The sequence below is a fragment of the Kitasatospora sp. NPDC051702 genome (genome assembly GCF_040681575.1).
Classification (GTDB): Bacteria; Actinomycetota; Actinomycetes; order Streptomycetales; family Streptomycetaceae; genus Kitasatospora.
The window spans coordinates 215,129-239,813 of the sequence record NZ_JBFAZB010000004.1; the positions used below are offsets into that span (position 1 = coordinate 215,129).

Below are 24,685 nucleotides of genomic sequence, written 5' to 3' on the forward strand. Positions count from 1 at the left end.
CATGACTGACACCCCGTCGGACCACGCCGGCGACCGCGACCGCCCCGCCTCCCCCACCCCCCTCACGCTGCTCGGCCTCGGTGCGATGGGCACCGCGCTGGCCGAGGCCTGGCTGGCCGCCGGGCACCCGCTCACCGTCTGGAACCGGACCGCCGCCCGCACCGAACCGCTCGCCGCGAAGGGCGCCACCGTCGCCGCGACCGCGGCCGCCGCGGTCGCCGCCAACCGGCTGGTGGTGGTCTGCCTCCTGGACGACGCCTCGGTCGAGGAGGCCCTGGCCGGGGCCGACCTGACCGGCGGGGACGTCGTCAACCTGGTCACCGGCACCCCGGGCACGGCCCGGGCCCGCGCCGCCGCGGTGACCGCGCGCGGCGCCCGCTACCTCGACGGCGGCATCATGGCCGTCCCGCCGATGATCGGCGTCCCGGCGGCCGGCCCGTACGTCTTCTACAGCGGTTCGCGCGCACTCTTCGAGGAGCACCGGGCGGCCCTCGCCGCCCCGGCCGGCACCCGGTACGTCGGCGAGGACGCCGGCTTCGCCGCACTGCACGACGTGGCACTGCTCAGCGCGATGTACGGCATGTTCGCCGGTGTCGCGCACGCCTTCGCGCTGGTGCGGGGCGAGTCCGTGGACCCGCTGGAGCTCGCGCCGCTGCTCTCCTCCTGGCTCACCGCGATGACCGGCTCGGTCACGGCCACGGCGCGGCAACTGACGGCCGGCGACTACACCAAGGGCGTCGTCTCCAACCTGGCGATGCAGGTCGCGGGCGTGCCCACCTTCCTGCACACCGCGCAGGAACAGGGCGTGAGCACGGAACTGCTGACGCCCTACTTCGACCTGATGAAGCGCCGCCTGGCCGCCGACGACCGCAACGGCGCCGAGGACCTCACCGGCGTGGTCGACCTGCTGCGCGCCTGACCGCCGACGCCCCCCTCCCCGGGGACAGGGGCCCTAATCCACGCTGCCGTCCACCCCGTCCGCGCCGCCGTCCACCCCGTCCACCCCGTCCGCGCCGGCGGTGAGCAGGGTGCCCGTGCGGGTGCGCAGGTGCAGGGCGGTGCGGCCGCAGCGGCGGGTGGCCACCAGGCCGGCGCCGCGCAGGGCCCCCAGATGCTGTGAGACGGCTCCCGGGGTGACGCCCAGGCGGTCGGCCAGTGCGGGCGTGCTCAGCGGCTCGCCCTCCCGCCACACCACGTCACCGTGCAGCTGGGCGAACAGCCCCTCCACCCCGCCGTCCACCAGCGCCACCGCCCGCCGGCCGAGGTCCGCCTCCAGCACCGCCCGCATCCGCCCCCAGTGCGGGGCCACCAACCGCTCGTGACAGCGCGCCAGCGCGTCGGCGACCCGCTCCGTCAGGGCCGCGGGCGCGGGCAGCCCGCGGGCCCGGGGGCCCAGCGCGGCGGTGCACTCCGCCGCCACGTACGCCGCCTCCGCCGTGCGCACGGCGGCCAGCTCGGCCTCGAACGCGGGCAGCCGCTCGCCCGGCGCCGGGAACAGGAAGGACGGCAGGCACCCCTCCAACAGGGCCCGCAGCAGCCCCAGTTCCGGCTCCCCGGCCAGCACCTCCCGCGCCTCGCGCACCCACGGCCGGTGCACGTCGTGCCCGCCGGCCCCGAGTGCCGCCCGCACCCCGAGCACCGTCTCAGCCAGCGGCGACACCGCGAACCGCACCCGGGCCACCTCCGCCGCCGACAGCCGGATCTCCACCGCCACGCCGGCACCACCCCTCGATCGTTTAGCCCTGGCTGAACGATAGCCGCGCCCCGCCACCACCCCGCAGGCTGTCCGCCATGACCACCACCCGCCCCCGGCGCACGCAGACCACGCAGACCACGCAGACCACGCAGACCTTCACCTCCCACGACGGGACCGAGCTCGCCTACCGCACCGTGGGCGACGGCCCGCCGCTGCTCTGCCTGCCCGGCGGCCCCGGCCGCGCCGCCGAGTACCTCGGCGACCTCGGAGGCCTCGCCGCCCACCGCACCCTGGTGCTGCCCGACACCCGCGGCACCGGCGCCTCCGCCGACCCGGCCGGCTACCGGGTCGACCGCCTGGTCGCCGACGTCGAGGCGCTGCGCCGCCACCTCGGCCTGGACCGAGTCGACCTGCTCGGCCACTCCGCCGGCGGCAGCCTGGCCCTGCTGCACGCCGCCGCGCACCCCGACCGGCTGAGCAGCCTGACCCTGGTCACGCCCTCGTTCGCCGCCGTCGGCCTGCCCTCCGACACCGGCGCCGAGGAGGTGATCGCCGCCCGCGCCGGCGAGCCCTGGCACGCCGGGGCCGTCGCCGCCTACCGCCGGGTCAAGGCCGCCCGCAGCTTCGCCGAGGCCGCCCCGCACCGCCCCGCCTTCGAACCCCTCATGTACGGCCGCTGGGACGGCACCGCCCGCGCTCACGCCGCCGCCGACCCCCGCCAGCGCTCGCTGACCGTCAGCGAGCACTACTACGCCGACTACACCCCCGACACGGCGGACCTGCGCCGACGCCTGGCCGCCCTGCCCTGCCCGGTGCTGCTGCTCGCCGGCGAGCTGGACCTGTGGCCCACCGCCGTCTCCGCCGCCGGGGCGGCCGCGCTCTTCCCCGACGCCGTCCTCACCGTCCAGCCGGGCGCGGGCCACTACCCGTGGCTGGACGACCCGCAGGCGTTCACGGCGGCCGTGGCCGGCTTCCTGTCCTCGGCCGCGGGCCGGGCGGACGGCCGCTGACGGCCGGCGGCGCGGGTGCCGGCGGGCGGTGGCGTTTCCCGCACCGGCGGCGGTGGCGTGGTCAGCAGTCCGTGGCGATGTAGAGGAGGACGAGACCGTCGTCGGTGGTGAACTCGTACGCCGCGTGGACGGGCGGATCCGTCGCGTCGAACCGGGCCCGCGCTTCGAGCCAGGCGCCGGGGCGCTCGGCCTCCGTCAGGAAGCGGGGCAGCCACCACCCGACCCGGTCGTCGTAGTGGTCGCCCATGGACATCATGTCGGCGCTCACGGCCAGCCGCTTGGCCCGCCGGGGATCCAGCGGCCCGCGGGCGAGCCGCCAGTGGCGGCCGTCGGCGTCGGTGAAGCCGCGGGCCATCAACGGCGAAGGGACGTAGGAGCCGACGGACTCCGCCTCGGGCGCCGGGCCCATGGCGGCCACGACGTCGGCAAAGGCTCCGGCACGTTCTCGCTTCTTCGGCACCCGCTCAGGATGGCAGGACCACCCCCGACGGTCGATCGGGATCGGCGGTGCGCGGGGTGGCCGCCGACGGGCTGCGGGGGCAGGCGTCCTGACCAGGAAAAACCTGGTATGGAGAACATAAAAGACGATCTATGCTGTCGATGTTCACGAGTTCTCCGTACGAAGCAGGTCTGCTGAATGAAGCTGCCCCGGGTGTCCGCCGTCGTCGCGGCCGCCGTCCTGGCCCCGACCGTCCTGTTCCCGTCGATGGCCTCGGCCGCCGACAACCCGCAGCCGGCCGGCGTCTCCGGCCCCGACACCGGCTCCGAGGGCGCCGCGGACCAGACGGGCGGTCAGGAGGAGCACGACCGGGCCGAGGTGCAGCGCCTGCTCGCCGACCCGGAGAGCGGCCCGGGTGTGCGCGAGGCCGCGCAGAAGGCCCTCGCCGGCACCGCCGCGGACCTGCGACAGTTCCTGACCGTCGAGCTGGCGCGCCAGCGGGGCGACGACAACCGGGTCAAGCTCTCGAAGATCATGGTCGCCGGCGGCCCCGCCGTGCGCGAGGCGGCCGGCCACGCGCTGGACGGCACCGACGCCGACGTCCTGCAGTTCCTCACGGTGGGCCAGTTCACCGCCCGCGCCGAGGACCAGGACCGGGCCGAGGTGCAGCGCCTGCTCGCCGACCCGGAGAGCGGCCCGGGTGTGCGCGAGGCCGCGCAGAAGGCCCTCGCCGGCACCGCCGCGGACCTGCGGAAGTTCCTGACGACCGGGCTGGCCCGCCAGCGCAGCGACGACAACCGGGTCAAGCTCGCGCAGATCATGGACGTCGGCGGCCCCGCCGTGCGCAAGGCGGCGAGCCACGCGCTGGACGGCACCGACGCCGACGTCCTGCAGTTCCTCAAGGTGGGCCAGTTCACCGCCCGCGCCTCGGACGAGCGCGTCCTGGCCGTCCTCACCCTGTCCGACCCGGACAACGGCCCGCACGTGCGCGAGGCCGCGGTGAAGGCCCTCCAGGGCACCCCCGCCGACGTCACCCGCTTCCTGACCACCGAGCTTCCCGCGCTGCGCGCCACCGACCACCGGATCAAGGTCTCCCAGCTCGCCGAGACCGGCGGACCGGCCGTGCGCAAGGCCGCCCTCGCGGCCCTGGACGGCGACGACGCGGCCGTCACCGCGTTCCTCAAGGCCGGCTGGGCCACCGCCCGCGCCGCCGACGAGGCCGCCGCGAACACCCCCGCCCCGCAGCCGACCCGGTCCGCCGAGCAGCAGCCCGCGGCCCCCGCCGCCCGGCCCGCCGCGCTCACCACCACGACCGGCACCACGGCGGACACCGCGGCAGGCGCCACCGGCGCCACCGGCACGACCACGGCCGGCACGACGGCCGCCGCGGCCGAGGTCCGCCCCGGCCAGCTGGCCGCCACCGGCACCGAGGGCCTCGGCTGGGAGGCCGGCGGCGCCGCCGCGCTCGGCGCCGTGGGCGCGGCGCTCGTCGCCGTCTCCCGCCGCCGCCCCGCCGAGGACTGACACCCCGGCGCTCCTGCGACGCCCTGACGTCGGCTGACGTCGCCCGACGCCCCCGGCCGCCCGTGCGGCCGGGGGCGCGGCGTGTGCCAGGATGCCGACGACACCGATCACCCGAACCGAAGGAGTCCGCCATGGCCAAGGGCCTGTTCGCGACCCTGGACACCACGCTGGGCCCGATCCGGCTGGAGCTGCTGCAGTTCCACGCGCCCAAGACGGTCCGCAACTTCGTCGAACTCGCCGAGGGCACCCGCGAGTACACCGACCCGCGCACCGGCGAGCCGGGCAGCGGCCCCTACTACGACGGCACGTCCTTCCACCGCGTGATCGCCGGGTTCATGATCCAGGGCGGCGACCCCACCGGCACCGGCACCGGGGGCCCCGGCTACGCCTTCGCCGACGAGTTCCACCCCGAACTGCACTTCACCAAGCCCTACCTGCTCGCGATGGCCAACGCCGGCCCGGGCACCAACGGCTCCCAGTTCTTCATCACCGTGGGCACCCCCGCCCACCTCAACCGCCGCCACACCATCTTCGGCCAGGTCGCCGACGCCGCCTCCAAGGCCGTCGTCGACGCCATCGCCGCCACCCCCACCGCCGACGAGCGCCCCGTCGAGGACGTCGTCATCACCAAGGTCACCATCGAGCGCCTCTGACCCCCGCCCCGGGCCCGCCACGGCAGCCCCCGGGACCGGGGTGGGGTCAGAGCCAGCCGCGTTCGTCGGCGATCCGCAGGGCCTCGGTGCGGTTGCGGGAGGCGGTCTTGGCGATGGCCGAGGAGAAGTAGTTGCGCACCGTCCCCTCCGACAGGTGGAGGCGGGCGGCGATCTCGGCGACCCCGGCGCCGGCGCGGGAGGCGTTGAGCACGTCGCGCTCGCGGGCGGTGAGCGGGGAGGCGCCGGCCGCGAGGGTCGCGGCGGCCAGCTCCGGGTCCACCACCCGCTCGCCCGCCGCGACCCGGCGGATCGCGTCGGCCAGCACCTCGGCCGGGGCGTCCTTGACCACGAAGCCCAGCGCCCCGGCCTCCATGGCCCGGCGCAGGTAGCTGGCGCGCCCGAAGGTGGTGAGGACGACCACCCGGCAGCCGGGCACCTGCTCGGCCAGCACCGCGGCCGCCGCCAGGCCGTCCAGCCCGGGCATCTCGATGTCCAGCAGCGCCACGTCGGGGCGGTGCTCGCGGGCCGCGCCCACCACCTGGTCGCCGCGGCCGACGGCGGCGACCACCTCGAAGCCGTCCTCCAGGTCGAGCAGCGCGCACAGCGCGGTGCGCACCAGCTCCTGGTCCTCGGCGAGCAGCAGACGGATCGTCATGTCGTCCCTTCCCCGGCCGGCGGGCGCCCCCGGTGGGCACCCGGCGGGACGGTGACCAGCAGCCGCCACCCGCGCGGGCCCAGCGGCCCGGCCTCGACGGTACCGCCGGCCGCCGCGACCCGTTCGCGCAGCCCGGCCAGCCCCCGCCCGCCGCCGCTGTCGACACCGGAACCACCGGACCCGCCGTGGCCACCGGACCCGCCGTGGCCGCGGTAGCCGCTGCCGTCGTCGCGGATCTCCACCGAGGAGGCGGTGAGCAGCACCGTGCAGCGCCCGGCCCGGGCGTGCCGGACCACGTTGGTCAGCCCCTCCCGCACCACCCAGCCGAACAGCTCCCGCTCCGCGGGGGCCACCGCCTCGGCCGCCGACGGCAGGTCGGCCACCACCCCGGCGGCCCGCAACAGCTCGCGTCCGCGCGCCAGTTCGCCGGCCAGTGTCACCTCGCGGAAGCCGGAGACGGCCGCCCGCACGTCCGTCAGCGCCTGCCGGGACAGCTCCTCCACGGCGGCCATCTCCGCCTGCGCCCGGTCGGCGTCCCGGTCGGCCAGGCGCTGCGCCAGGCGGGACTTGACGGTGATCGCGGTGAGCGAGTGCCCGAGCAGGTCGTGCAGGTCGCGGGCGATCCGGTCGCGTTCGGCCTCCGAGGCGAGGCGGGCGACCTCGGCCCGGGCCGCGACCAGGGCCCGGTTGGTGCTGGCGATCTCGGCGAAGGCCCCCACCGTCAGCGCGTTGAACAGCAGTGCCAGGGCCTGGAACCCGCCGGGGCCGGTGTGCCAGGGGGTCACCGCCCACGGCACCAGCAGGGCGGCCAGCGTGCCGGCGGTCACCACCGGGGCGGCGCGGCGGGGCCACAGCACCACGGCGAAGGAGACCCCGACGGTGGCGAGGAAGAACGCGTCCTCGTGGGCGAACGGCAGCGCGGCCAGGAACAGTGCGCCCTGCACGGCCAGCAGCCGGGCCGCCCGGCGCCGGTGGCCGCGCACCATCGCCCGGGCGGTGGCCAGGTAGCACAGGCCGAACGCGGTGACCACGGCGTACCCGGCGGCCGCGGCGGCGCCGGACACGGTGGAGCCGACGGCCATGGCGGTCAGGGCGGGGTAGACCAGCATCCCGGTGCCCAGCAGCGTGCGCCGCCAGCCCTGCGCCCAGCGTTGCGGGGACGGCGGCGGCTGTTGCCCGTCCTGCCGCCCCCTCCGGGTCGTCCGTCCGGACCCGTCCACCCGAACCCGCCTCACGTCGCGTCAGACCGTGCGGAACAGGGTACGCAGCCGGCGCCCGTTGACGAGGACGGCGACACCCAGCAGCGCCAGTCCGCAGAGCCCCTGCTCGACCTTCATCCAGACGGGGAAGGTCCCGGGTGCGGCGATGATGGCGACGACCGCGGCGACCAGGACGGCCGAGACGATCCGCAGCCGGCGGTAGGCGCGGTGCGATCCGCGGGCGGCCCGCCCGGTGAGCGCGAGGGCGAACGCGGCGCTGGCGGCGGCCGCGGTGCCGCGGATCCACACCGCGGAGTTCACCGCGTCGTGGTGGTCACGGAGGGCGAGGGCGGCCACCAGGGTGGCCACGCTGAGGCCCAGGTAGGCGAGTACGAGTCGCCTGACGTCGCGCAGTGCCCGGACGGTGTCGGGGTGGCTCGGGTCGGTGGAGGTCATGCCCCCATCGTGGCCGGGCCCGGGCTCCGCCCGGCAGTGTGCAGGTGCACCGCCGGACGGTGACAATTGTCAGCCGCCGCCCGGCGGGGCCGGGCGGCGGCTGGGGTGGGGCGGGGCGGAACAGGGTGGAGCGGGTGGAGCGGGGGGCGTCAGGCGCAGGTGGTGAAGGTGGGGCTGGTGTTGGCGATGTAGAGGGTGGCGCCGCCGCTGGGGTCGGAGGTGAGCGGGATGGTGATGGTGTCCTCGGCGGTCCACGGGATGCCGCGGGCGTCGAAGGTCCAGGTGCCGGTGACCTTGCGGGCGAGTTCGGCCAGGGTGACCCAACCGTACTGCTGCGGCGGGACGTTGACGGTGACGCTGTTGTTGACGGTGGTCGAGCCCTGCCACACGTTGGTGTAGTTGACGCTGGTGGTGACCGCCGCCTTGAACACCTCCCCGGCCGTGCCGCCGATCTCCGACCCGATCTGGCCGCCGATGCTGCTGGACCAGCCGCTCATGCTGGTGACGGCGAAGTTCTGCTGGGCGGCGCTGCTGGTGTTGTTGAACCAGACGGAGGAGACGCAGATCCTGGGCAGCGGCGCGGCGGGGGCCTCGCTCTTCAGGGCCCAGGAGCAGGAGCCCGGGTCCTTCTGGCACTGCTTGGCGGCGTGGTCCAGGGCGAGGCTGCGGGCGGCCGCGGGGAAGCCGGTGGACCACTGCTGGTTGACGGTGCCGTTGCAGGTGTACTGGTCGGTCCAGGCGTCGTCGTACTGGGCGCCGAGCAGCAGGTCCAGGCAGGTGTTGTCGCCCTGGTGGCGGATCATGAACGCGTCGGCGGAGCCGGCGACGGGCTGCAGGAACCAGCGCTGGCTGGCCTGTCCGGCGCAGGTCTGCTGGCGCAGGGCGGGGGTGAAGAAGGCCAGGTCGATGCACTTGCCGGTGTCGTTGTTGACGATGGTGAAGGAGTAGTCGGACGGGTCGACGCTCAGCCGCCAGGACTGGTGGTAGCCGGGCGCGGAGTTGGTGACGACGTAGGCGCCGTCGCCGGTGTTGCCGTTCTGGACGTCGAGCTGGCGCCCGTTGCTCAGGGACTTGATGGTCAGGCACTGCTGGGGTGAGCTGCAGGCCGCGGCCGGGGCGGCGGCGGCCCGGGCGGTCGCGAACGGGGCGGCCGTCAGGCCCAGGGCGGCGCAGCAGGCCACCAGGAGGGCGGCGAGCAGGCGCAGCCGGGCGGCCGGGCGGCTCGGGGTCGCGGTGGAGGGCACGGGGGCGGGGTCCTTTCGTCGGGGTGGGTCGTGTCGGGGGCCTGCGGGATCCGCACGGGGTGCGGCCCGGGGTGTGACCGGGGTGTCGCCGGAGGCCGGGGAGAGGGGCGGCAGGTCGGGCCTGCGGGCCGGGAGGCCTGCAGGTCAGGCGGCTGCGGCGAAGGCCGCCTCCAGGCGCGGGACGTAGTCCACGAGGTCCTGCGCCCAGCAGCCGGGGCTGTGGCCGCCGTTGCAGGCGGGGCCCCAGGCGGCGCCGTTGCCGTAGTCGACGTAGTGGTGGGGCAGCCGCAGGGCGTCCAGGCGGTCCTTGAGGCGCTTGGCGGTGCCCTCGGCCCAGAACTCCATGTCGCCGGCGTTGCCGTTGCCGTTGCCGGTGTAGACGGCGATGCCGGTGTCGGCGAGCAGGCCCAGCCGGGAGACCGGGTCGGCGGCGTTCCAGCGCCAGTCGGCGTTGAACACCGGGTAGGGGGAGCCGAAGACGGCGTCGCTGGACACGGTGGGGCCGAAGTCGAGGCCGCAGGGCCGGCCGTCGCTGGGGCCGCACAGCACGGTGCCGGCGTTGGTGAGGGTGGCGACCACGGCGCCGCGGATGATCATCTCGTCGACGGACAGGTCGTTGGCGCCGGACATGGTGAGGACCTGGCCGAACAGGTCGGGGCGGTCCTGGGCGTAGTGCAGGGCGCCGAAGCCGCCCATCGACAGGCCGCCGACGGCCCGGCTGCCGCGCCCGGTGAGGGTGCGCAGGTTGGCGTCGACGAACGGGACGACCTGGTTCAGGTGGAAGGTCTCCCAGTTCTGCGCCCCGGCGGCGGTGTTCTGGTCGAGCCAGTCGGTGTACCAGCCGCGCAGCCCGCCGTCCGGGATGACGGTGATCATCGACCTGGCCGCGGTGAGGGCCGGGTAGGCCAGGGCCGGGTCGCTCGGGTTGTCCGAGGCGCCGTGCAGGAAGTACAGGACGGGGTAGCGCCTGGTCGGCTCGGCCGCGTAGCCGGCGGGCAGCAGGATCCGGACGGTGTGCTGCCCGGCGACCTGGGGGGTGGTCACGGTGATCACGAAGTTGGTGGCGCTGCCGGTGGCGGTGCCGACCTGGGTGAGCCCGAAGCCGTCGTGCAGCGGCGGCGGGGCGTCGGGCGCGGCGAGGGCGGCGGGTGCGGCCGGCAGCAGCAGGAGCAGGCAGGCGGCCAGGGCGGTGAGCGCCGCACGGGCGCGCCGGTGCGGGCCGCCTCCGGCCGAGGTGCTGGAGGCGGTGGACTTCGGCCGGGTGCGTCCGGGCAGGGGGAACGGGGGCCGGGCAGGGGTCATGGGCCGTCCTTGGCTGGGGGGTGCTGCGCCGCGAGTGCCGCCGCTGCCGTCGCCGCTGCCGCTCCCGCACATGTCTGGACACCGACAACTCTGGCGAGATCGTCTCGCCGGACGCCAGAGCGCCCGGCGGCCCAGTTGGGCCACTGGCGCATGTGCGCCACCGGCGCGGGTAGCCTCCGGCGGTCCGTACGCTCCGCACACGACGAAACACGGGGGGTCTCGTGCACGACGTGCTCGATCCCGAATCCGAACGCGGCCGGGTCTACCGCTGCCTGGTCGGCCATCCGCAGGCGCGGGCCGCGGAACTGGCGGCCAGGGCGGGCCTGGAGGAGGGCGCCGTCCTGGCCGTGCTCAGGGGGCTCGCCGAGGAGGGCGTCGTGGTGGCCTTCGACCGCTCCGCCGCCGACCACTCCGCCGCCGGTGGCCACTCCGCCACCGCCGATGGCCACGACTCCGGCCGGGGGCGTGACGTCGGCAGGGACCACGACCACGGCTGGGAGGCGCTGCCGCCCGGCCGGATCGTCGAGGCGGTGCTGCAGAGCGACGCCCTGCGCCAGGCCACCGCCCGCCGGGCCGGCGCCGAACTGGAACGCCTCTACCGCTTCGCCCGGCGCGACGCCGGCACCTACGGCGCCCTGGAGGTGGTCGAGGACCGCGCCCAGGTGCTGGCGGCCAGCCGGCGGCTGCAACTGGCCGCCCGCCACCAGATACGGGTGATCGACGTGCCGCCGTACTCCGGCAGTACGGCCTTCTACCTCGACCAGGAGGTGCTGCAGCGCCAGCGGATGGCCGCAGGCGTGGCCTACCGCTCGATCTACCACGGCTGCGCCTTCGACGACCCGGTCGCCGGCCCCAACATGGCGCGCATGATCGAGGCGGGGGAGCAGGCCCGCACGCTGGACGATCCGCCGCTCAAACTGGCCCTGGGCGACGACGACCTCGCGATCGTCACGCTGCCCGCCGACGGGCGCCCGGGCGTGGTGTCCCTGCTGATCCGCCCCTCCGCCCTGCTGCGGGCGCTGGCCGCGGTGTTCGAGACGCTGTGGCGCCTGGCCGTCCCGGCCACGGTGGACGGCGTCGGCCTGCAGATCGACGACCGGGACCGCCGCATCCTCACCCTGATGGCCAGCGGCGCCACCGACGACGCCATCGCCCGCCGGCTGGGCCTGGGCCGGCGCACGGTGGTGCGCCGGGTCTCCGCGCTGCTGGCCCAGCTGGGCGCCACCACCCGCTTCCAGGCGGGCGTGCAGGCGGCCCGGCGCGGCTGGCTGTGAGCCTGTCCGCACCGGGCCGTCCTGCCCCGCCCCGGGGGGACGGGGGCGGGGCGGGGCAGGGTTTCAGGTGGTCAGCAGATGAGCGGTGGTCAGCAGGTGGTCAGCAGGTGACCGCCGGGCGGTCGCGGACCACCAGGTCGGGGCCGCCGCCGGTGGCGTCCAGCCAGACCACCCGGGTGCCCTGGTCGGCCGCGGGCTGGTCCTGGTCGCCGCGGTCGCAGGAGACGCGCTGCGGGGCGCCGCCGGCGAGCGGGACCTGCCACAGCTTGGGCAGCGCGGCGTTGGTCCAGCCGCCGGCCGGGGCGGGGCCCAGCAGCGAGTGCGGGACGGCCCGGTAGGTGACGGCCTGGTCGGAGGCGGTGATGAGGGAGCCGCGCGTGGGGGCGTTCGGCGCGTCGCCGGACAGCACCTCGCTGGTGCCCGAGCCGTCCAGGGCGCCGGAGCGGATCGAGCCGTGCGCACCGGCGTCCTCGCGCGGGATGTCCACCCACAGCAGCCGCCCGCCGGCCAGCCGGGTGCCGTAGGCCTCGCTCGGCCGGGCGCCGGCGCCGGCGTGCGCGGTGTACTGCGCGGTGACCCGGCCGGTGGCGATCGAGTAGACGGTCGGCGCGGTGACCTGCTGCTCACCCTCGTGCCAGGACTCCGTCCAGCCGAGGAGGCCGTCCCGCAGGGTCAGGTCCGACGCGCCGTGGCCCTCGGGCAGCGGGATCTCGACGGCCGGGGCCCCGTCGTGGGACAGCCGGACGCCGGTGCGCCCGGCGTCGCGCACCAGGAAGGCGACGTCGCGGCCGGAGACCTGCACCCCGCTGGGCTGCTGGGTGGCCGAGTGGAACAGGCTGCGCACCGGGCCGGCGCCGGTCAGCGGTGCGGTCAGCACCTCCTGGCCCCAGCCCCGGGCGTCGGTGCCGACCGCGATCCAGACGGCGCCGGCGCCGTCGGTGGCGGCGTAGCTGTGGTAGCGGCCGTCGTCCGGGCTGAGCCGGACGGGGGCGGTGCGGCCGGTGGTCGGGCCGGTGTACAGGGCGTTCCGGTCGGTCCGGCCGGAGATGGGGCCCATCGCCACCCAGTGCCCGTCGGCGGCGGCGGGCAGGCTCATCGAGCCGGAGACGTCGGGCAGCAGCGTGCGGCTGTCCGTGCCGATCCGGTGCTGCCAGCCGGCCTTGATCCCGTGCGCGTCGAACGCGGCGGCCACCGTGCGCAGTTGGGCGCGGCTGAGGCCGAGCGAGCGGCCGGCGGCGAGCACCGCGTCACGTCCGTCGACGAAGTCGTCGAGCGGGGTGAGGTAGTCGGCGAGCGCCCGGTAGACGACCCGGTCGGCGGTCAGCGGGTCGAGGGTGCGCCGGATGTCCCACAGGGCGCCGGCGAAGACGGGGGAGTTGAGGTGCACCCCGCCGTTGTCGAGCGCGCCCGTGGCGCCGAGGTAGTCGGCGACGGTGGTGCGGTGGTCGTCCAGGTGGCGGTCCGCGCAGGCCTGCGGGGTGCCGGTGCGGCACTTGTCCTCGCCGAGCAGCGCCGCCTTCGGGTCGTTCATGGACAGGCCGCGGGCGGTCACCTGGATGGCGTTGCCGAAGTAGTCGGCGAGGGCCTCGTCCATCGCGCCGGACTGGCCGAGGTAGGTCAGGTTGGCGGTGTGCGCGACGACGCCGTGGGTCATCTCGTGCCCGGTGATGTCGAGCGCCGCCGAGAACGGGAAGTACGCCCCGCCGCCCGAGCCGTAGACCATCTTGGTCCCGTCCCAGTAGGCGTTGGCGTACGGCTTGCCGCCGCTGGTCACGTTGACCACGGAGACGATCGGGCCGCCCTTGCCGTCCAGGCCGTCGCGGCCCAGCCGGTCGCGGTAGAAGTCGTACACGGCGCCGGCGCCCAGGTGGGCGTCGGTGGCGCCGCTGGTGCCGGTGGCGGCGGGGAAGTCCGGCCCGGGGGAGGCCGCCGGGACGGCGTCGGCGGGCAGGGCGCCCACGAAGTCGTCCGCGTCCCGCCCGGCCGCGTCGTAGGTGGTGATGACGGAGTGCCGGGTGAGGTCGGTGAGCCGGTAGCCGCCGTCCGGCAGGCGGACCGCGTTCACCTTGACGGAGTTGCCGTGGACGTCCGGGGCGGTCCCGGTGGCGGGCTGCGGGTCGCCGCCGGGGGAGGGGGCGGCGTCCCCGGCGGGGGAGGGGGTGCGGGCGTCGTAGGCGAGGGCGACCACCCCGGCGACGGCGTCCACGTACACCTCGCGGGCCGCCCGGTCGCCGCCGGCCGGGTCGGTGGTGCGCACGGTGAAGTGCCGGGCCAGCCGGCCGGCGCCGCCGGGCAGCACGACCGCCCCCCGGTCCTCGGCGGTGGCGCCCGCCCGGGCCCGCGCGTCCTGCACCGCGCCGAGCGCCAGCTCCCGCAGGGCGGCGTCCGGGACGGTGGCGGTGGTCGGGGCGCTCAGGCCGGTGAAGTACTTCCCGCCGACCGACTCGACCCGCTGCGCAGCGCCCTCGCCGGTCAGGTGCACCAGGTACTGCGCGCCGAACACCGGTATCCCGCCGTGGCGCTGCTCGAACCTGACGGTGCGCCGGCCGTCCGCGTCGCGCTCGGAGCCGGCCTCCACCAGCTCCCCGGGGTCGACCCGGTAGCGGTCGGGGTGGGCCGCCAGGTGGGCGCGGGCGGCGTCGGCCGGGGCGCCGGCGGCCGGCTCGGACAGGCCGGTGACCAGCTGCGGGGCGGCGGTGTCCTGGCCGGCCACCAGGGCGGGCACCGGATCGGGGGCGGCGTCGGCGGGCAGCGCCAGGGCGGGCGGCGCGGCCAGCGCCAGCACCACGGCGGCGGCGGTGGCGACGCCGAACGCGTGCGGCGTGCGGGTACGACGGAGCACGGGCGGTCCTCTCGCGGGGTCGGAAGCGGAAGGCGGCGGCACACCGCTGCGGCGGCCCCACCGACGCCCACGATAAGACACTCTCCGTCATATGTCGATTGACTGCTTATGGTTGGGGGGTGGCGGACGGCGGACGGCGGACGACGCAACCCCGGAATCCCCCAACCCGCCCCGCAGCACGAGCGATTCGTACAAGACGCCACCCCCGCACCCGCCCGACACTGCCCGCATGACCCAGCCCGCCCAGCCCGCCTACACCCCCGCCGCCGGCCGCCTCGCCCCCCTGCGCCTCTACGACCCGATCGTCTCCCTCACCCGCGAACGGCTCTGGCGCAGCCTCCTCGCCATGCACATCGCCCCGCGCCCCGACGACGTCATCGTCGACGTCGGCTGCGGCACCGGCTCCCTGGCCGCCCTCCTCGTCCGCGTCGAACCGCAGGCCCGCGTCATCGGCGTCGACCCCGACCCCGCAGCCCTCGACCTCGCCCGCCGCAAGGCCGCCGCCGTAGGCGCCGCACCGACCTGGCACACCGGCATGGGCGACGACCTCGCCGACATCGTCGGCCCCGCAACGGCCGACACCGCCGTCTCCAGCCTCGTCCTCCACCAGTGCCCCGTCCCGATGAAACGGGCCGTCCTCGCCGCCATGCACACCGTGCTGCGCCCCGGCGGCAAGCTGGTCATCGCCGACTACGGCCGCCAGCGCACCACGGCCATGCGCCTGGCCTTCCGCATCGTCCAACTCGCCGACGGCAAGGAGGACACCCAGCCCAACGCCGACGGCATCCTGCCCCGCCTGATCGCCGACGCGGGCTTCCGGGGCGTGCGCGAGGCCGAGACCGTCCCGACCGTCACCGGCTCGCTCTCCGTCTACGTCGCCCGCCGCGCCTGACCCGCCGGGCGCGCCCGCCGCACCCGACGCGGCGCCGGAACGGCCGCGCCCCGCGCCCCCGTTCCGGCGCCCGCACCCGGCCCGCGCAGCGCCGGCAGCACCTCCGACGGCGTCAACCCCGTCATCTCCCGCATCCGGCGCCCGAAATGCGCCTGATCCGCGAAACCGCCCGCCAGCGCCGCCTCCGCCAGCGTCCCGCCCCCACCCAGCACCCCGACCGCCCGCGCCAGCCGCCGCCAGATCCGCCACCGCGCCAGCGGCAGCCCCAACTGCCGCTGCGCCAGGGCCCGCAGACGCTGCGGCGACAACCCGACCAGGGCGGCCAGCCCCGACAGCGGCACCCGGTCGTCCGCCAGCGCCTGCATCGCCGCCCACAGCCGCGGATCCACCTCGGCCGACGGCAGCGCCCCGGCCGCCCGCAGATCCGCCTCCGTCAGCCCCCGCCACCGCGGCGCCACCGTCACACCCGCCCCGCACCCCGCCCGCAGCCGGTCCGCGAACGCACAGTGCGGATCCACGAAGAACGCCAGCACCGACCGGGACGGCGCCATCCGGTGCCGCACCATCGGCGCCACCACCACCGCGTCCCCCCGGTGCCGCACCCCGGCCCCGTCCGTCACGCTCACCGGGCCCCCGCCCACCGCCACGGCCACCTGGAACGCGGCATGCCGGTGGAACACGCTGTCCGCCAACGGCCCCCGGTACACCGCGTACCCGTCCCCCACCACCAACTCCGGCCCCACCCCGATCTCCACCCCCAGGATGCTGCCAGACCCCACCCCTACGGCGGCGACAGCAGGCCCAGGTCGCGGACGCGGGCGGCCAGGTTGGCGGAGAGGCCCCCGTCAGGTCTCCTCGCGTACGACCGGTTCACCGGTCCTCGACGTCGCCCTCGGCGGCCAGGCGCTGGTCCAGATCGTCCACCCACTGCTGCGCCCAGAGCCGCAGGTCGGCGATCGCGTCGTCGTCGAGGTCGTAGGCGGCGAATTCGGCGTCGTCGATCCAGTCCGCGCCGGCCAAACGGTCGCGAAGCTCGGCGAGGTCGAAGGTGTCGCGGGCGTGGCGGCGGCCGAGGTCCTCCAGGTCGCGGTGACTGAACCAGCGGGCGGCGGCCTGGACGTCGATCAGGTCACGTGCGTAGCCGCGGTCGGCGAGGGCGCGCATCTTGGTGCCGACGACGTCGTCGACGTGCAGGACGGGGCCGAACTCCAGCTGGACGGCGGGCTTCCAGAGGTGTTCCTTGAGGACATCGACCTCGCAGCTCTCGCCGGTGGCCGGGTCGGTGACGACCAGACGGCCGGACAGGGGGACGACCTCGACCTCGTGCACCGTCCACCCGCGGTCGACCAAGCCGTCGGTGAGCGCTGCGGCGATCTCCTGCATCCCGGCAGGGTGCTCGGTGGCGACGTCGAGGTCCTGGCTGATCCGGTCGGCCAGCCCGTGGGCCTGGACGGCGTAGCCGCCGGTCAGCACGAGCCGGTACGGGGTGCCGACGGCGAGGACGTCGGCCAGCAGGCGGCGGTGGAGCGGGGTCAGCCTCATGCGGCGGTGGCCCGGGCCGCCGCCGCTGCAAGTTCGGCGAAGGCGCCCTCCCACACCGCGCGGACGGCCGGGCCGATCAGGGTCCTCAGCACGGGCCACTGCTGCACCAGCAGACCGGCGTCCAGGAAGTGGACGAGGTCCTCGCGCATGCCCTCGTTCAGCACGATCCGGTACAGCCCCATCCGCTGCCGCGGCTGCGCCAGGTCGAAGGTGCGAAGGCCCGACCACGCGAGGTGCAGCGGAAGGTCGACCCTGCCGGTCGCCGGGCCCTCCAGCTCCTCGAGGGATCCCGGGAGCCGGGCGGCCAGCTGCCCGGAACGGCTGTCGGCGGAAGCAGGCGACGTCATACCCGCGATTATCCCCGGCCCGCCGGTCACCCGGCTCCGGGACGTACCCACCCCTACGGCGGCGACAGCAGGCCCAGGTCGCGGACGCGGGCGGCCAGGTTGGCGGCGAAGGCGAGGGTGCCGAGGAGGCCGGCCAGGGTCAGGACGACCCAGAACGGGATCGCCAGCAGGCCCGGCTTCTCGGTGATCATCCGGTCGCCGTCGACCCAGACCCGGGTGCGGTGGTCGTCCGGGAGGAGCTCGTGGGTCGGCCGCCGTTCGCTGGACTCCCGGTCGTCGACGCTCCAGTGGTACGTGCAGCCGTACACGTCGTGGCCCCGCCCCTGGTCGTCCAGCTCCCGGCCGGTGGTGCGGCAGCCGGTCACGGTGGCCGCCACCGCGCGCGGCTCGTGCAGCCGCAGCCCGATCGCGTGGGTGGCCTGGGCGGCCGCGAACACGGTGCCCAGGGCCACCGCCAGCAGCAGCACCACCCCCACGACGGAGGCCGCGTAGTCGGCCGCCGTGACCCGGCGGCCCAGCGGCACCGAGGCGGCGACGCCCGCCAGCAGGGCCACGCCGCAGACCACCAGCCACCCCCGCCGGTCGCCCGGCGCGTCCTGCGACTCCGCCCACACCACCGGCGCGGCCGCCACCCCCAGCACCGCCACGGCCGCCACCACCCCCGCCGCGCACAGCCGCTGGAACGCGCTCCAGCGGCCGGAAGCCTCCCGCCCCACCCCCGACCCCTCCCCCCTGCGGACCCCTCTCCCGTCCTCTTCCCGCCCACCGGCGCCGACCCACCCCGCGACCGGTTTCCGCTCCCGACCGGTGACCGATCCGCGACATCGTCACACCCACGGACCACCCGACGACCCACCCGCCCCGCGTCCACCCCGCGCCCGCCGGGCGGCCCGGCGGGCGCGGGGCGGCCCGATCACCAGCGGTCGTGCACCTGCGCCCGGATCCGCCGGTCGTACAGCCGCCGCACGGCCTCCAGCACGTCCTGCGGCAGCGGCGCCAGCTCGGCCGCCGCCGCGTTCGCCCCCGCCTGCGCCACGTTGCGGGCCCCGGGGATCACCGAGGTGACGCCCGGCTGCTGGACGACCCAGCGCAGCGCCGTCTGCGCCGGGCTCGCCCCCTCGGGCGCCAGCGCCGCGAAGTCGGCCGCCGCCGCCACACCCGTCGCGAAGTCCACCCCGGAGAAGGTCTCGCCCTGGTCGAAGGACTCGCCGTGACGGTTGTAGGTGCGGTGGTCGTCCGGGGCGAACACCGTCCGCTCGGTGTAGCGGCCCGACAGCAGCCCCGACGCCAGCGGCACCCGCGCCAGGATCCCCACCCCCGCCGCCGCGGCCGCCGGCAGCACCTCCTCCAGCGGCTTGAGCCGGAACGCGTTCAGGATGATCTGCACGCTCGCCACCCCCGGACGGGCGATCGCGGTCAGCGCCTCCGCGCAGGTCTCCACGCTGACCCCGTACGCGGCGATCCGCTCCTCGGCGACCAGCGTGTCCAGGGCGTCGAACACCTCGTCCGAGGAGTAGACCGGCGTCGGCGGGCAGTGCAGCTGCACCAGGTCCAGCCGCTCGACCCCCAGATTGACCCGCGAACGGTCCGCCCAGTCCCGGAAGTTCGCCAGCCGGTAGTGCTCCGGCCGCTGCTCCACCCGGCGCCCGAACTTGGTGGCGACGAACACCCCCGCGTCCGGCCGCTCCCGCAGGTAGCGGCCGATCAGCCGCTCGCTGCGCCCGTCGCCGTAGACGTCGGCGGTGTCGAAGAGGGTGACCCCGGCCGCCACCGAGGCGTCCAGCACGGCGAGGGCGTCCTCCTCCCGCACCTCGCCCCAGTCGGCCCCCAGCTGCCAGGTGCCCAGACCCACCACCGACACACTCCGGCCCGTCCGGCCCAGTACGCGCTGCTCCATGCGCCCGAGCCTCTCACGCCCCGCGACCCGCCGCCCCCGCGCGGACCGGTACCCCGGCCGGGGGCCCGGCCGGGGTACCGAGCAGGCCCCCGTACGCCGTGGCGGCGCACTACGCTCGACAGCATGGGCACGCCCGGAACCCCCGACACCGACCACGCCGGCCGGGCAGAGCAGGATGACCGCGCCGACGGGCCCGACGGGCCCGGCCTGGAGGCCCTGGTGCGGCTCTGGCCGACCGCGGCGCGGTGGTCCTGAGCGGGGCCGGCCTGTCCACCGAGTCGGGCATCCCCGACTACCGGGGCGCCACCGGCCGCCGCCGCACCGCCACCCCGATGACGTACCAGGAGTTCACCGCAGGCGAGGCCGCCCGCCGCCGCTACTGGGCCCGCAGCCACACCGGCTGGCCGGCCATCGCCCGGGCCCGGCCCAACGCCGGCCACCACGCCGTGGAGCACCTGCGCCGCACCGGCCGCGTCACGGCGGTCATCACCCAGAACGTCGACGGCCTGCACCGCGCCGCCGGCACCGGCGCGGCCGTCGAACTGCACGGCCGGCTCGACCGGGTCGTCTGCCTCGACTGCCGGCACACCACCGCCAGGGCGGAGCTCGACCAGCGCCTGGAGGAGCTGAACGCGGGCTTCCGCACCGCCGGGGCCGTGCTGCGCCCGGACGGCGACGCCCACCTGCCGCAGGAGGCGGTGGACGCCTTCCGGGTGGCGCCGTGCCGGGTGTGCGGGGGAGTCCTCAAACCCGACGTGGTCTTCTTCGGCGAGAGCGTCCCGGCGCCCCGGGTCGAGCAGTGCTACGAACTGGTCGGCGCCGCAAGCTCGTTGATCGTCCTCGGCTCCTCGCTCAGCGTCCTGTCGGGGCTGCGCTTCGTGCGCCACGCCGTCCGGGAGCGGATCCCCGTCGCCATCGTCAACCAGGGCGCCACCCGCGCCGACGAGCTCGCCGCCGTGCGCCTCGACCGGCCGCTCGGCCCCACCCTGACCGCGGCCGCCCGCCTCCTGGACGCCACCGCACCCTGACGGGCACCCGCCCCGCAGCCCCGCCGACCCGGCACCGGTCACCGGCCGACCCGCCCGCCCGGCCCCGATGTCACGTTCCCGCCCCCCGTCCGGTCCTCACGGTGACGAGGGGCGCGGCCGCCTGCCGCGCCGACGGACCGGAGGAAGGGAAAGCCACCGTGGAGACCGTGACCGTGGAGACCGTGACCGTGCGACGGGTCATCGAGGCACCGATCACCGAGGTGTTCGACTGGTGCGCCACCACCACCCACTACACCCGCTCCCCGTACGTGCTGCGGGCCCGGCTGGCCCGGCCCGGCGCGGGCGCGCCCTACGGGGTGGGCGCGGTGCGGCGGCACACCTGGCTGATCGGCTGGTTCGAGGAGCGGATCACCGCCTACCGCGCACCGCACGCCTTCGACTGCACCGTCGACCGCAGCTTCCCGCCGGCCCGGCACGACTCCGGCCGGATGACCTTCCAGGGGGTCCCCGGCGGCACCCTGGTGATCTGGACGACGGGCTTCGCGCTGCCCGTCCCCGTCCTCGGCCCGGTGCTCGCGCGGCGGGTCGCCGGGCCCGTCATCGGCCACGTCTTCCGCGGCATCCTCGACGCCGCGGCCGCGGAGCTGGAGACCAGCCGGACCCGCCCGCCCCGCTGAGGAACCGCTGCTGGGAACCGCCGGGGGAGCCGCCCCGGCGGGCGCCCATTGCGGTTGGATCACGGCGTGTCCGATTCATCGGTCATTGGGGGGGAGTGCGCCGATTCATTTTGTTGGCAGTGTTGTCAACGAACTCTCATAATTCCTGCTGAGCCGCGTGACGGGCGGTCCGGAGAGCCTCGGCAGGGGGAGTGGTTCTCGCGAGGGCCCGCACGCGCCATTCCACTTTTCCCCGGGGGAGTTCCTTGTCCGCGCCCGAAAACGAAAGCGCCGCCGCCGAGCCGTCGGTTCCGGCCCCGTCGGCCGCACCGGCTCAGCCGGCCCCGTCGGCCGCACCGGTCGTTCCCGTCGAGCCGCCGGCCGCAGCCGAGCCGCTGCCCGCGGTCGAGCCGGCGCCCGCGCCCGCCCGCCGCCTGCCGCGCGCCGTCGGCGTCGCGCTGGCCACCGCCGGCCTGCTCGCCGTCACGGCGACCAGCGCCGCGGTGACCGTCGCCGTCGGCAAGCCGGACGCCCGCCCGGCCGCCGCCGCGCCGCCCGCCACGGCCGCCGCCACGGCGAGCGCCTCGCCGACCGCGAGCGCGAGCCCGACGCCCTCCGCGGTGCCGGTCCCGGTGCCGACCGCCGTCCCGACCACGCCCAAGCCGGCCAGCACCGTCAAGGGCACCGTCAGCGGCGGCAAGCACGAGGGCGACCTGCGCTACTTCCTGCTCCCCATCCCCGACGGCGGCGAGTCCTACGGGCCCGCGGACGGGATGACCATGACCAACGACGACGTCGCGGACCTGTTCGGCAAGCAGGACGGCATCATGGACATCCTCGGCTCGTACGGGTACAAGGAGGGCGCCTCCCGGATGTACCGCACGGCCGACGGCAAGGCCGAGGTGACGGTCACCCTGCTGCGCTTCAGCTCCACCGCGATGGCCACCGAGTTCGTCAAGGGATACACCGTCAAGTCGCAGGACCCGATCGACATCGACGGCGACCCGAACGCCCACGGCTACGTCAAGAAGCCCAGGCAGCAGGCGTTCACCGGCTCGATGACCGGCATCTCCAGCCAGGGCGACGTCCAGTACACGATCGACGTCGAGGTCAAGGGAACGCCCGACAAGGGGCTGCTGAACACCCTGATGAAGCGCCAGCGCGAGTGGCTCGCTGGCGGCTGAGCCCGCGCCGCCGCCCGTCCACCCCTGACGCCACCCCCTTCTTTCCCTCCTCTGGAGCCACCTCGTGACCACCGAACCCGCGGAGCCGTCGCCCGACGCCGCGCCCGCACCGGCCGCGCCCGCCGCACCGGCCGCGCCGCCCGCGCCCGCAGCGTCGCCCTGGGCCGCCCCGTCCGCCGAGGCGCCCGCCGCCGCCCCGACGGCCGCACCCGCCGCACCGCCGGCCGGGCCCCCCGCGCCGCCCGCATCGCCCTGGGCCGGGCCGCCGCTCGCCCCCGACTTCGCGGCGCCCGCCCCCGAGCAGGCGCCCCGCGCCCCGCGCCGCCCCCGCCCCGTCCTGCTGACGGTGTGCGGCCTGGTGCTGGGCACCCTGGCCGGCGGCGGCGTCGGCTACGCCGTGCAGGCGCAGCGCCCGCCCACGCCGCTGCCGCCGCTGCAGGTCGCCCGCCCGTCCTACCCGGCCGCCGTGGTCGACCCGACCGCCTTCGCCGCCGAGCAGCCCCGGCCGCTGGCCATCGACGGTGACCTGCTGAAGCTGCTGATGAGCGCCCCGCAGGGCAGCGGCCCCTGGGGCGACTACCCGGACAAGCCGTCCTGGGTGTCGGTCGGCGAGCTCGCCGAGCGCGCCGGCAACTCCGTGCGCGAGTTCAAGGACCTCAACTCGCGCGGCTTCCGGCGCGCGGCCGAGGTCGACTGGAAGAAGGACGACGTCAAGTACCGGGTCTCGCTGATCCAGTACGCGCCGGAGAACGCGAGCGAGGCGAAGCTCCGCGCCTCCCTCTCCCACCTCCTGTCGTTCGCCGACGGCGCCAACGGCGGTTACAAGGTGGAGGACCAGCCCAGCCGCTGGGCCGAGACCACCGACCAGTACTACTACGGCGTCGCCGTCGCCCAGCGCGGCACGGTGCTGATGTCGGTCGAGGTCTTCGGCACCAAGCCGGTGAACCCCGACGTCGTGAAGGACCTCGCCAAGCAGCAGTGGGAGCGACTGGCATGACCGAGAACACCGTGACCGGGGCCGAGCACCCCGAGCAGGCCCCGGCCGCCGCCCGCCCCGCCTCCCGCCGCCTGCTGCGCGCGGGCGCCGCGACCGCCGCGGCGGCCCTGGCCGGCGTGGCCATCGGCATCGGCATCATCAAGACCCAGTACGACGACCCGGCCCCGGCCGTCGCCGCCGGGCCGTCCGCCGCGCCCGCCGCCCCCAGCCCCACCGCGACCCCGTTCGGCGCCAAGTCCAACGGCAACCACTTCGGTTCGCTGCGCGACCTGCTGCTGCCCGTCCCGGCCGGCTACGAGCTGGGCCCCGACCAGGGCGGCTACGGCAACGACACCGAGCTCGGCGCCGAGCAGCTCTCCGACGAGCTGGACGCCGAACTCCAGCAGATCCCCAAGGACAAGCGCGACAAGCTCCGCTCCTACTGGGACGGCCTGCACGTCAAGGCCACCGGCGTGCGCACCTACCGCACCAGCGGCGACGACCTGGTCATCGGCCTGAAGCTGCGCCAGTTCAACCAGCAGGAGGTGCAGAAGCTCAACGAGTACACCGCGGTCTTCACCGGCGACACCGGCCTGTTCCGGATCGGCCCGGAGGTCCCGGGACACCCCGAGGCGCACTGCTACCTGATGCCGGCCCCGCCGTCCGCGCCGATCGACTACCTGGAGTGCTCGGCCGCCGAGGGCGACCTCCTGGTGGTGATGAACGCCGAGGGCGTGGCACCGCTGCCCAAGGACAAGATCGTCGCCCTCTTCACGATGCAGCTCGACCGTCTCGCCAGCCCGGGAGCGTCCGCATGACCGACCACGCCACCCCGCCGCAGCCGTCGCCCCAGCCGCCGTCCGAGCTGCCGCCGCCCCCGCCGGCCCCGCCCGCGGCCCCGGCCCTCGCTCCCCTCGGCACCTCCGAGGTCATCGGCACCGCCCCGCAGGCCCCTGCGGCCCCCGAGACGCCCGAGGAGCGCGAGGCCCGCCTCGCCCGGCGCACCCGCCGCCGCCGGGCCGCGCTGCGCTGGAGCACCGCCACCCTCGTGTTCGCCCTCGCCGGCACCGGCGCCGCCCTGGCCGTCACCGCACCGGAGCGCACCGACATCCCCGGCCTGGCCACCGCGAGCGACGGCCGCTACACCTTCCCGCCGCTGGCGCTGCCGCCCCTGCCCGCCGGCAAGAGCGCCCCGGACCCGAAGGGCAAGGGCCTGCACCAGGCGGACCTGCGCCACCTGCTGCTGCCCACCCCCAAGGAGGCCGGCGGCCCGCTGACCGCCCCGACCTTCCCCGCCCCGAGCGCGCCGCCCTCCGCCGGCCCGTCCGCGAGCGCCTCCGCCAGTGCCTCCGCCCCGGCGAGCCCCGCGGCGAGCGCGACGGCGTCCCCCACCCCCTCCGCGACGGGCCCGGCGCCCGCCGACTGGGTGCCCTGCGACGCCGTCCTCGCCGAGCAGCAGAACCCCGCCGCGCTGCGCGCCCTGCTCGTGCAGGACGCCTGCCGCGCGGCCACCGTCCGCGAGTGGACGGCCTCGGACGGCACCCGCACCCAGATCCGGCTGCTGCGCTTCGGCTCCTCCGCCGAGTCCTGGGACGTCTTCTCCTCGCTGCGTTCGGACAGCCTGCCCAAGGCCCTGCCCGGCGTGCGGGTCGCCGCCCGCGAGGGCTGGGACGCCGTCCCGGGCATCGACCTGTCGACGAAGGAGACCTCGGTGAACGGCGCCAAGGGCACCCCGACCGCCCGCCTCGCCTACCTCTCCGCCTCCGACGTCCTGGCCGTCATCACCATGACCAACCCGGACGGCGTGCCCGCGGCGGCCTTCCGCCAGGTCGTCACCCTGCAGTCCGACCTGCTCGCCTGAGCCGCCGTCCGCCCACCTCCGGGCCGGACACCCCGGGCCGGCCACCC

Annotated in this window: 24 protein-coding genes and 1 pseudogene; 12 read left to right on the forward strand and 13 right to left on the reverse strand. The window is 76.2% G+C overall.

The genetic code is table 11. The features are described 5' to 3' along the window. Position 1 precedes the first annotated feature (1 nt). Entirely contained in the window at positions 2 to 919 is a 918-nt protein-coding gene (locus tag AB0N04_RS05940; RefSeq protein WP_360210628.1) for an NAD(P)-binding domain-containing protein, read from the forward strand. A gap of 33 nt (positions 920 to 952) precedes the next feature. Here AB0N04_RS05940 and AB0N04_RS05945 read toward each other — a convergent pair whose 3' ends face one another. After that, a complete protein-coding gene (locus AB0N04_RS05945) occupies positions 953 to 1,714 on the reverse strand; it encodes a helix-turn-helix domain-containing protein (protein WP_360210568.1) in 762 nt (253 codons plus the stop codon). Positions 1,715 to 1,791: 77 nt separating this feature from the next. Here AB0N04_RS05945 and AB0N04_RS05950 point away from each other — a divergent pair, with 77 nt between their 5' ends. Continuing rightward, positions 1,792 to 2,706: an alpha/beta hydrolase gene (locus tag AB0N04_RS05950; RefSeq protein ID WP_360210566.1), complete on the forward strand. Its 915-nt coding sequence runs from the start codon at positions 1,792 to 1,794 to the stop codon at positions 2,704 to 2,706. Between the two features lie 61 nt (positions 2,707 to 2,767). Here the strand turns inward: AB0N04_RS05950 and AB0N04_RS05955 are convergent, their stop codons facing one another. Then, on the reverse strand, positions 2,768 to 3,166 hold the full coding sequence (locus tag AB0N04_RS05955; protein WP_360210564.1) for a hypothetical protein: 399 nt from the start codon (positions 3,164 to 3,166) through the stop codon (positions 2,768 to 2,770). Between the two features lie 177 nt (positions 3,167 to 3,343). Here AB0N04_RS05955 and AB0N04_RS05960 point away from each other — a divergent pair, with 177 nt between their 5' ends. After that, positions 3,344 to 4,669 carry an ALF repeat-containing protein gene (locus AB0N04_RS05960; protein ID WP_360210562.1) on the forward strand — a complete coding sequence of 442 codons (1,326 nt, stop codon included), beginning with the start codon at positions 3,344 to 3,346 and terminating at the stop codon, positions 4,667 to 4,669. A 131-nt stretch (positions 4,670 to 4,800) separates the two neighbouring features. Further along, entirely contained in the window at positions 4,801 to 5,322 is a 522-nt protein-coding gene (locus AB0N04_RS05965) for a peptidylprolyl isomerase (protein ID WP_360210560.1), read from the forward strand. Positions 5,323 to 5,368: 46 nt separating this feature from the next. Here the strand turns inward: AB0N04_RS05965 and AB0N04_RS05970 are convergent, their stop codons facing one another. The 5 genes from AB0N04_RS05970 to AB0N04_RS05990 all read right to left on the reverse strand — a co-directional run bounded on the left by AB0N04_RS05970 (position 5,369) and on the right by AB0N04_RS05990 (position 10,178). Next, positions 5,369 to 5,977 (reverse strand): response regulator transcription factor, encoded by a 609-nt coding sequence (locus AB0N04_RS05970; protein ID WP_360210558.1) that lies wholly within the window; start codon positions 5,975 to 5,977, stop codon positions 5,369 to 5,371. Further along, entirely contained in the window at positions 5,974 to 7,197 is a 1,224-nt protein-coding gene (locus AB0N04_RS05975) for a histidine kinase (protein ID WP_360210556.1), read from the reverse strand. Before AB0N04_RS05975 ends, AB0N04_RS05970 begins: the two co-directional genes overlap by 4 nt. A 21-nt stretch (positions 7,198 to 7,218) precedes the next feature. Then, positions 7,219 to 7,632, reverse strand: coding sequence for a hypothetical protein (locus AB0N04_RS05980; RefSeq protein ID WP_360210554.1), 414 nt, complete (start codon positions 7,630 to 7,632; stop codon positions 7,219 to 7,221). A gap of 149 nt (positions 7,633 to 7,781) precedes the next feature. Next, a complete protein-coding gene (locus AB0N04_RS05985) occupies positions 7,782 to 8,876 on the reverse strand; it encodes an RICIN domain-containing protein (RefSeq protein WP_360210552.1) in 1,095 nt (364 codons plus the stop codon). 144 nt (positions 8,877 to 9,020) lie between these two features. Continuing rightward, entirely contained in the window at positions 9,021 to 10,178 is a 1,158-nt protein-coding gene (locus AB0N04_RS05990) for an alpha/beta hydrolase family protein (RefSeq protein WP_360210550.1), read from the reverse strand. A gap of 230 nt (positions 10,179 to 10,408) precedes the next feature. Here AB0N04_RS05990 and AB0N04_RS05995 point away from each other — a divergent pair, with 230 nt between their 5' ends. Further along, on the forward strand, positions 10,409 to 11,452 hold the full coding sequence (locus AB0N04_RS05995) for a LuxR C-terminal-related transcriptional regulator (protein ID WP_360210548.1): 1,044 nt from the start codon (positions 10,409 to 10,411) through the stop codon (positions 11,450 to 11,452). Positions 11,453 to 11,552: 100 nt separating this feature from the next. Here the strand turns inward: AB0N04_RS05995 and AB0N04_RS06000 are convergent, their stop codons facing one another. Further along, positions 11,553 to 14,294 carry a M4 family metallopeptidase gene (locus AB0N04_RS06000; RefSeq protein WP_360210546.1) on the reverse strand — a complete coding sequence of 914 codons (2,742 nt, stop codon included), beginning with the start codon at positions 14,292 to 14,294 and terminating at the stop codon, positions 11,553 to 11,555. A 229-nt stretch (positions 14,295 to 14,523) separates the two neighbouring features. On the opposite strand from AB0N04_RS06000, the gene AB0N04_RS06005 reads away from it, so the two are divergent. After that, on the forward strand, positions 14,524 to 15,186 hold the full coding sequence (locus AB0N04_RS06005) for a methyltransferase domain-containing protein (protein ID WP_360210544.1): 663 nt from the start codon (positions 14,524 to 14,526) through the stop codon (positions 15,184 to 15,186). Here the strand turns inward: AB0N04_RS06005 and AB0N04_RS06010 are convergent. From AB0N04_RS06010 to AB0N04_RS06030, 5 genes are all read right to left on the reverse strand, one after another. Next, on the reverse strand, positions 15,165 to 15,764 hold the full coding sequence (locus tag AB0N04_RS06010; protein ID WP_360210542.1) for a helix-turn-helix domain-containing protein: 600 nt from the start codon (positions 15,762 to 15,764) through the stop codon (positions 15,165 to 15,167). The two genes, AB0N04_RS06005 and AB0N04_RS06010, sit on opposite strands and share 22 nt — an antisense overlap. A gap of 292 nt (positions 15,765 to 16,056) precedes the next feature. Continuing rightward, on the reverse strand, positions 16,057 to 16,728 hold the full coding sequence (locus tag AB0N04_RS06015; RefSeq protein ID WP_360210540.1) for a nucleotidyl transferase AbiEii/AbiGii toxin family protein: 672 nt from the start codon (positions 16,726 to 16,728) through the stop codon (positions 16,057 to 16,059). Further along, positions 16,725 to 17,075, reverse strand: a complete 351-nt coding sequence (locus AB0N04_RS06020; protein ID WP_360210538.1) for a transcriptional regulator — start codon at positions 17,073 to 17,075, stop codon at positions 16,725 to 16,727. Before AB0N04_RS06020 ends, AB0N04_RS06015 begins: the two co-directional genes overlap by 4 nt. Before the next feature lie 53 nt (positions 17,076 to 17,128). After that, on the reverse strand, positions 17,129 to 17,791 hold the full coding sequence (locus tag AB0N04_RS06025) for a hypothetical protein (RefSeq protein ID WP_360210536.1): 663 nt from the start codon (positions 17,789 to 17,791) through the stop codon (positions 17,129 to 17,131). A gap of 197 nt (positions 17,792 to 17,988) precedes the next feature. Then, positions 17,989 to 18,972: an aldo/keto reductase gene (locus AB0N04_RS06030; protein WP_360210534.1), complete on the reverse strand. Its 984-nt coding sequence runs from the start codon at positions 18,970 to 18,972 to the stop codon at positions 17,989 to 17,991. 175 nt (positions 18,973 to 19,147) lie between these two features. Here AB0N04_RS06030 and AB0N04_RS06035 point away from each other — a divergent pair. The 6 genes and pseudogenes from AB0N04_RS06035 to AB0N04_RS06060 all read left to right on the forward strand — a co-directional run bounded on the left by AB0N04_RS06035 (position 19,148) and on the right by AB0N04_RS06060 (position 24,638). Continuing rightward, a pseudogene (locus AB0N04_RS06035) lies at positions 19,148 to 20,000 on the forward strand (NAD-dependent protein deacetylase). 158 nt (positions 20,001 to 20,158) lie between these two features. Beyond that, the gene (locus tag AB0N04_RS06040) at positions 20,159 to 20,638 is read left to right on the forward strand and encodes an SRPBCC family protein (protein ID WP_360210532.1); all 480 of its coding nucleotides are present in this window, start codon (positions 20,159 to 20,161) and stop codon (positions 20,636 to 20,638) included. Positions 20,639 to 20,883: 245 nt separating this feature from the next. Beyond that, a complete protein-coding gene (locus AB0N04_RS06045; RefSeq protein WP_360210530.1) occupies positions 20,884 to 21,801 on the forward strand; it encodes a hypothetical protein in 918 nt (305 codons plus the stop codon). Between the two features lie 64 nt (positions 21,802 to 21,865). Then, the gene (locus tag AB0N04_RS06050; protein ID WP_360210528.1) at positions 21,866 to 22,798 is read left to right on the forward strand and encodes a hypothetical protein; all 933 of its coding nucleotides are present in this window, start codon (positions 21,866 to 21,868) and stop codon (positions 22,796 to 22,798) included. After that, on the forward strand, positions 22,795 to 23,595 hold the full coding sequence (locus AB0N04_RS06055) for a hypothetical protein (protein ID WP_360210526.1): 801 nt from the start codon (positions 22,795 to 22,797) through the stop codon (positions 23,593 to 23,595). The genes AB0N04_RS06050 and AB0N04_RS06055 overlap by 4 nt, the downstream gene beginning before the upstream one ends. Further along, the gene (locus tag AB0N04_RS06060) at positions 23,592 to 24,638 is read left to right on the forward strand and encodes a hypothetical protein (RefSeq protein WP_360210524.1); all 1,047 of its coding nucleotides are present in this window, start codon (positions 23,592 to 23,594) and stop codon (positions 24,636 to 24,638) included. The genes AB0N04_RS06055 and AB0N04_RS06060 overlap by 4 nt, the downstream gene beginning before the upstream one ends. The last annotated feature ends 47 nt before the right edge of the window (positions 24,639 to 24,685 follow it).

Excerpts from the sequence above, each read along its gene's own strand:
- AB0N04_RS05950 (WP_360210566.1), top strand. The coding sequence starts at position 1,792 with ATGACCACCACCCGCCCCCGGCGCACGCAGACCACGCAGACCACGCAG.
- AB0N04_RS06015 (WP_360210540.1), bottom strand. The coding sequence starts at position 16,728 with ATGAGGCTGACCCCGCTCCACCGCCGCCTGCTGGCCGACGTCCTCGCC.
- AB0N04_RS06030 (WP_360210534.1), bottom strand. The coding sequence starts at position 18,972 with ATGGAGCAGCGCGTACTGGGCCGGACGGGCCGGAGTGTGTCGGTGGTG.
- AB0N04_RS05960 (WP_360210562.1), top strand. The coding sequence starts at position 3,344 with ATGAAGCTGCCCCGGGTGTCCGCCGTCGTCGCGGCCGCCGTCCTGGCC.
- AB0N04_RS05970 (WP_360210558.1), bottom strand. The coding sequence starts at position 5,977 with ATGACGATCCGTCTGCTGCTCGCCGAGGACCAGGAGCTGGTGCGCACC.
- AB0N04_RS05965 (WP_360210560.1), top strand. The coding sequence starts at position 4,801 with ATGGCCAAGGGCCTGTTCGCGACCCTGGACACCACGCTGGGCCCGATC.
- AB0N04_RS06020 (WP_360210538.1), bottom strand. The coding sequence starts at position 17,075 with ATGACGTCGCCTGCTTCCGCCGACAGCCGTTCCGGGCAGCTGGCCGCC.
- AB0N04_RS06055 (WP_360210526.1), top strand. The coding sequence starts at position 22,795 with ATGACCGAGAACACCGTGACCGGGGCCGAGCACCCCGAGCAGGCCCCG.
- AB0N04_RS06005 (WP_360210544.1), top strand. The coding sequence starts at position 14,524 with ATGACCCAGCCCGCCCAGCCCGCCTACACCCCCGCCGCCGGCCGCCTC.
- AB0N04_RS06060 (WP_360210524.1), top strand. The coding sequence starts at position 23,592 with ATGACCGACCACGCCACCCCGCCGCAGCCGTCGCCCCAGCCGCCGTCC.
- AB0N04_RS05980 (WP_360210554.1), bottom strand. The coding sequence starts at position 7,632 with ATGACCTCCACCGACCCGAGCCACCCCGACACCGTCCGGGCACTGCGC.
- AB0N04_RS05940 (WP_360210628.1), top strand. The coding sequence starts at position 2 with ATGACTGACACCCCGTCGGACCACGCCGGCGACCGCGACCGCCCCGCC.
- AB0N04_RS05990 (WP_360210550.1), bottom strand. The coding sequence starts at position 10,178 with ATGACCCCTGCCCGGCCCCCGTTCCCCCTGCCCGGACGCACCCGGCCG.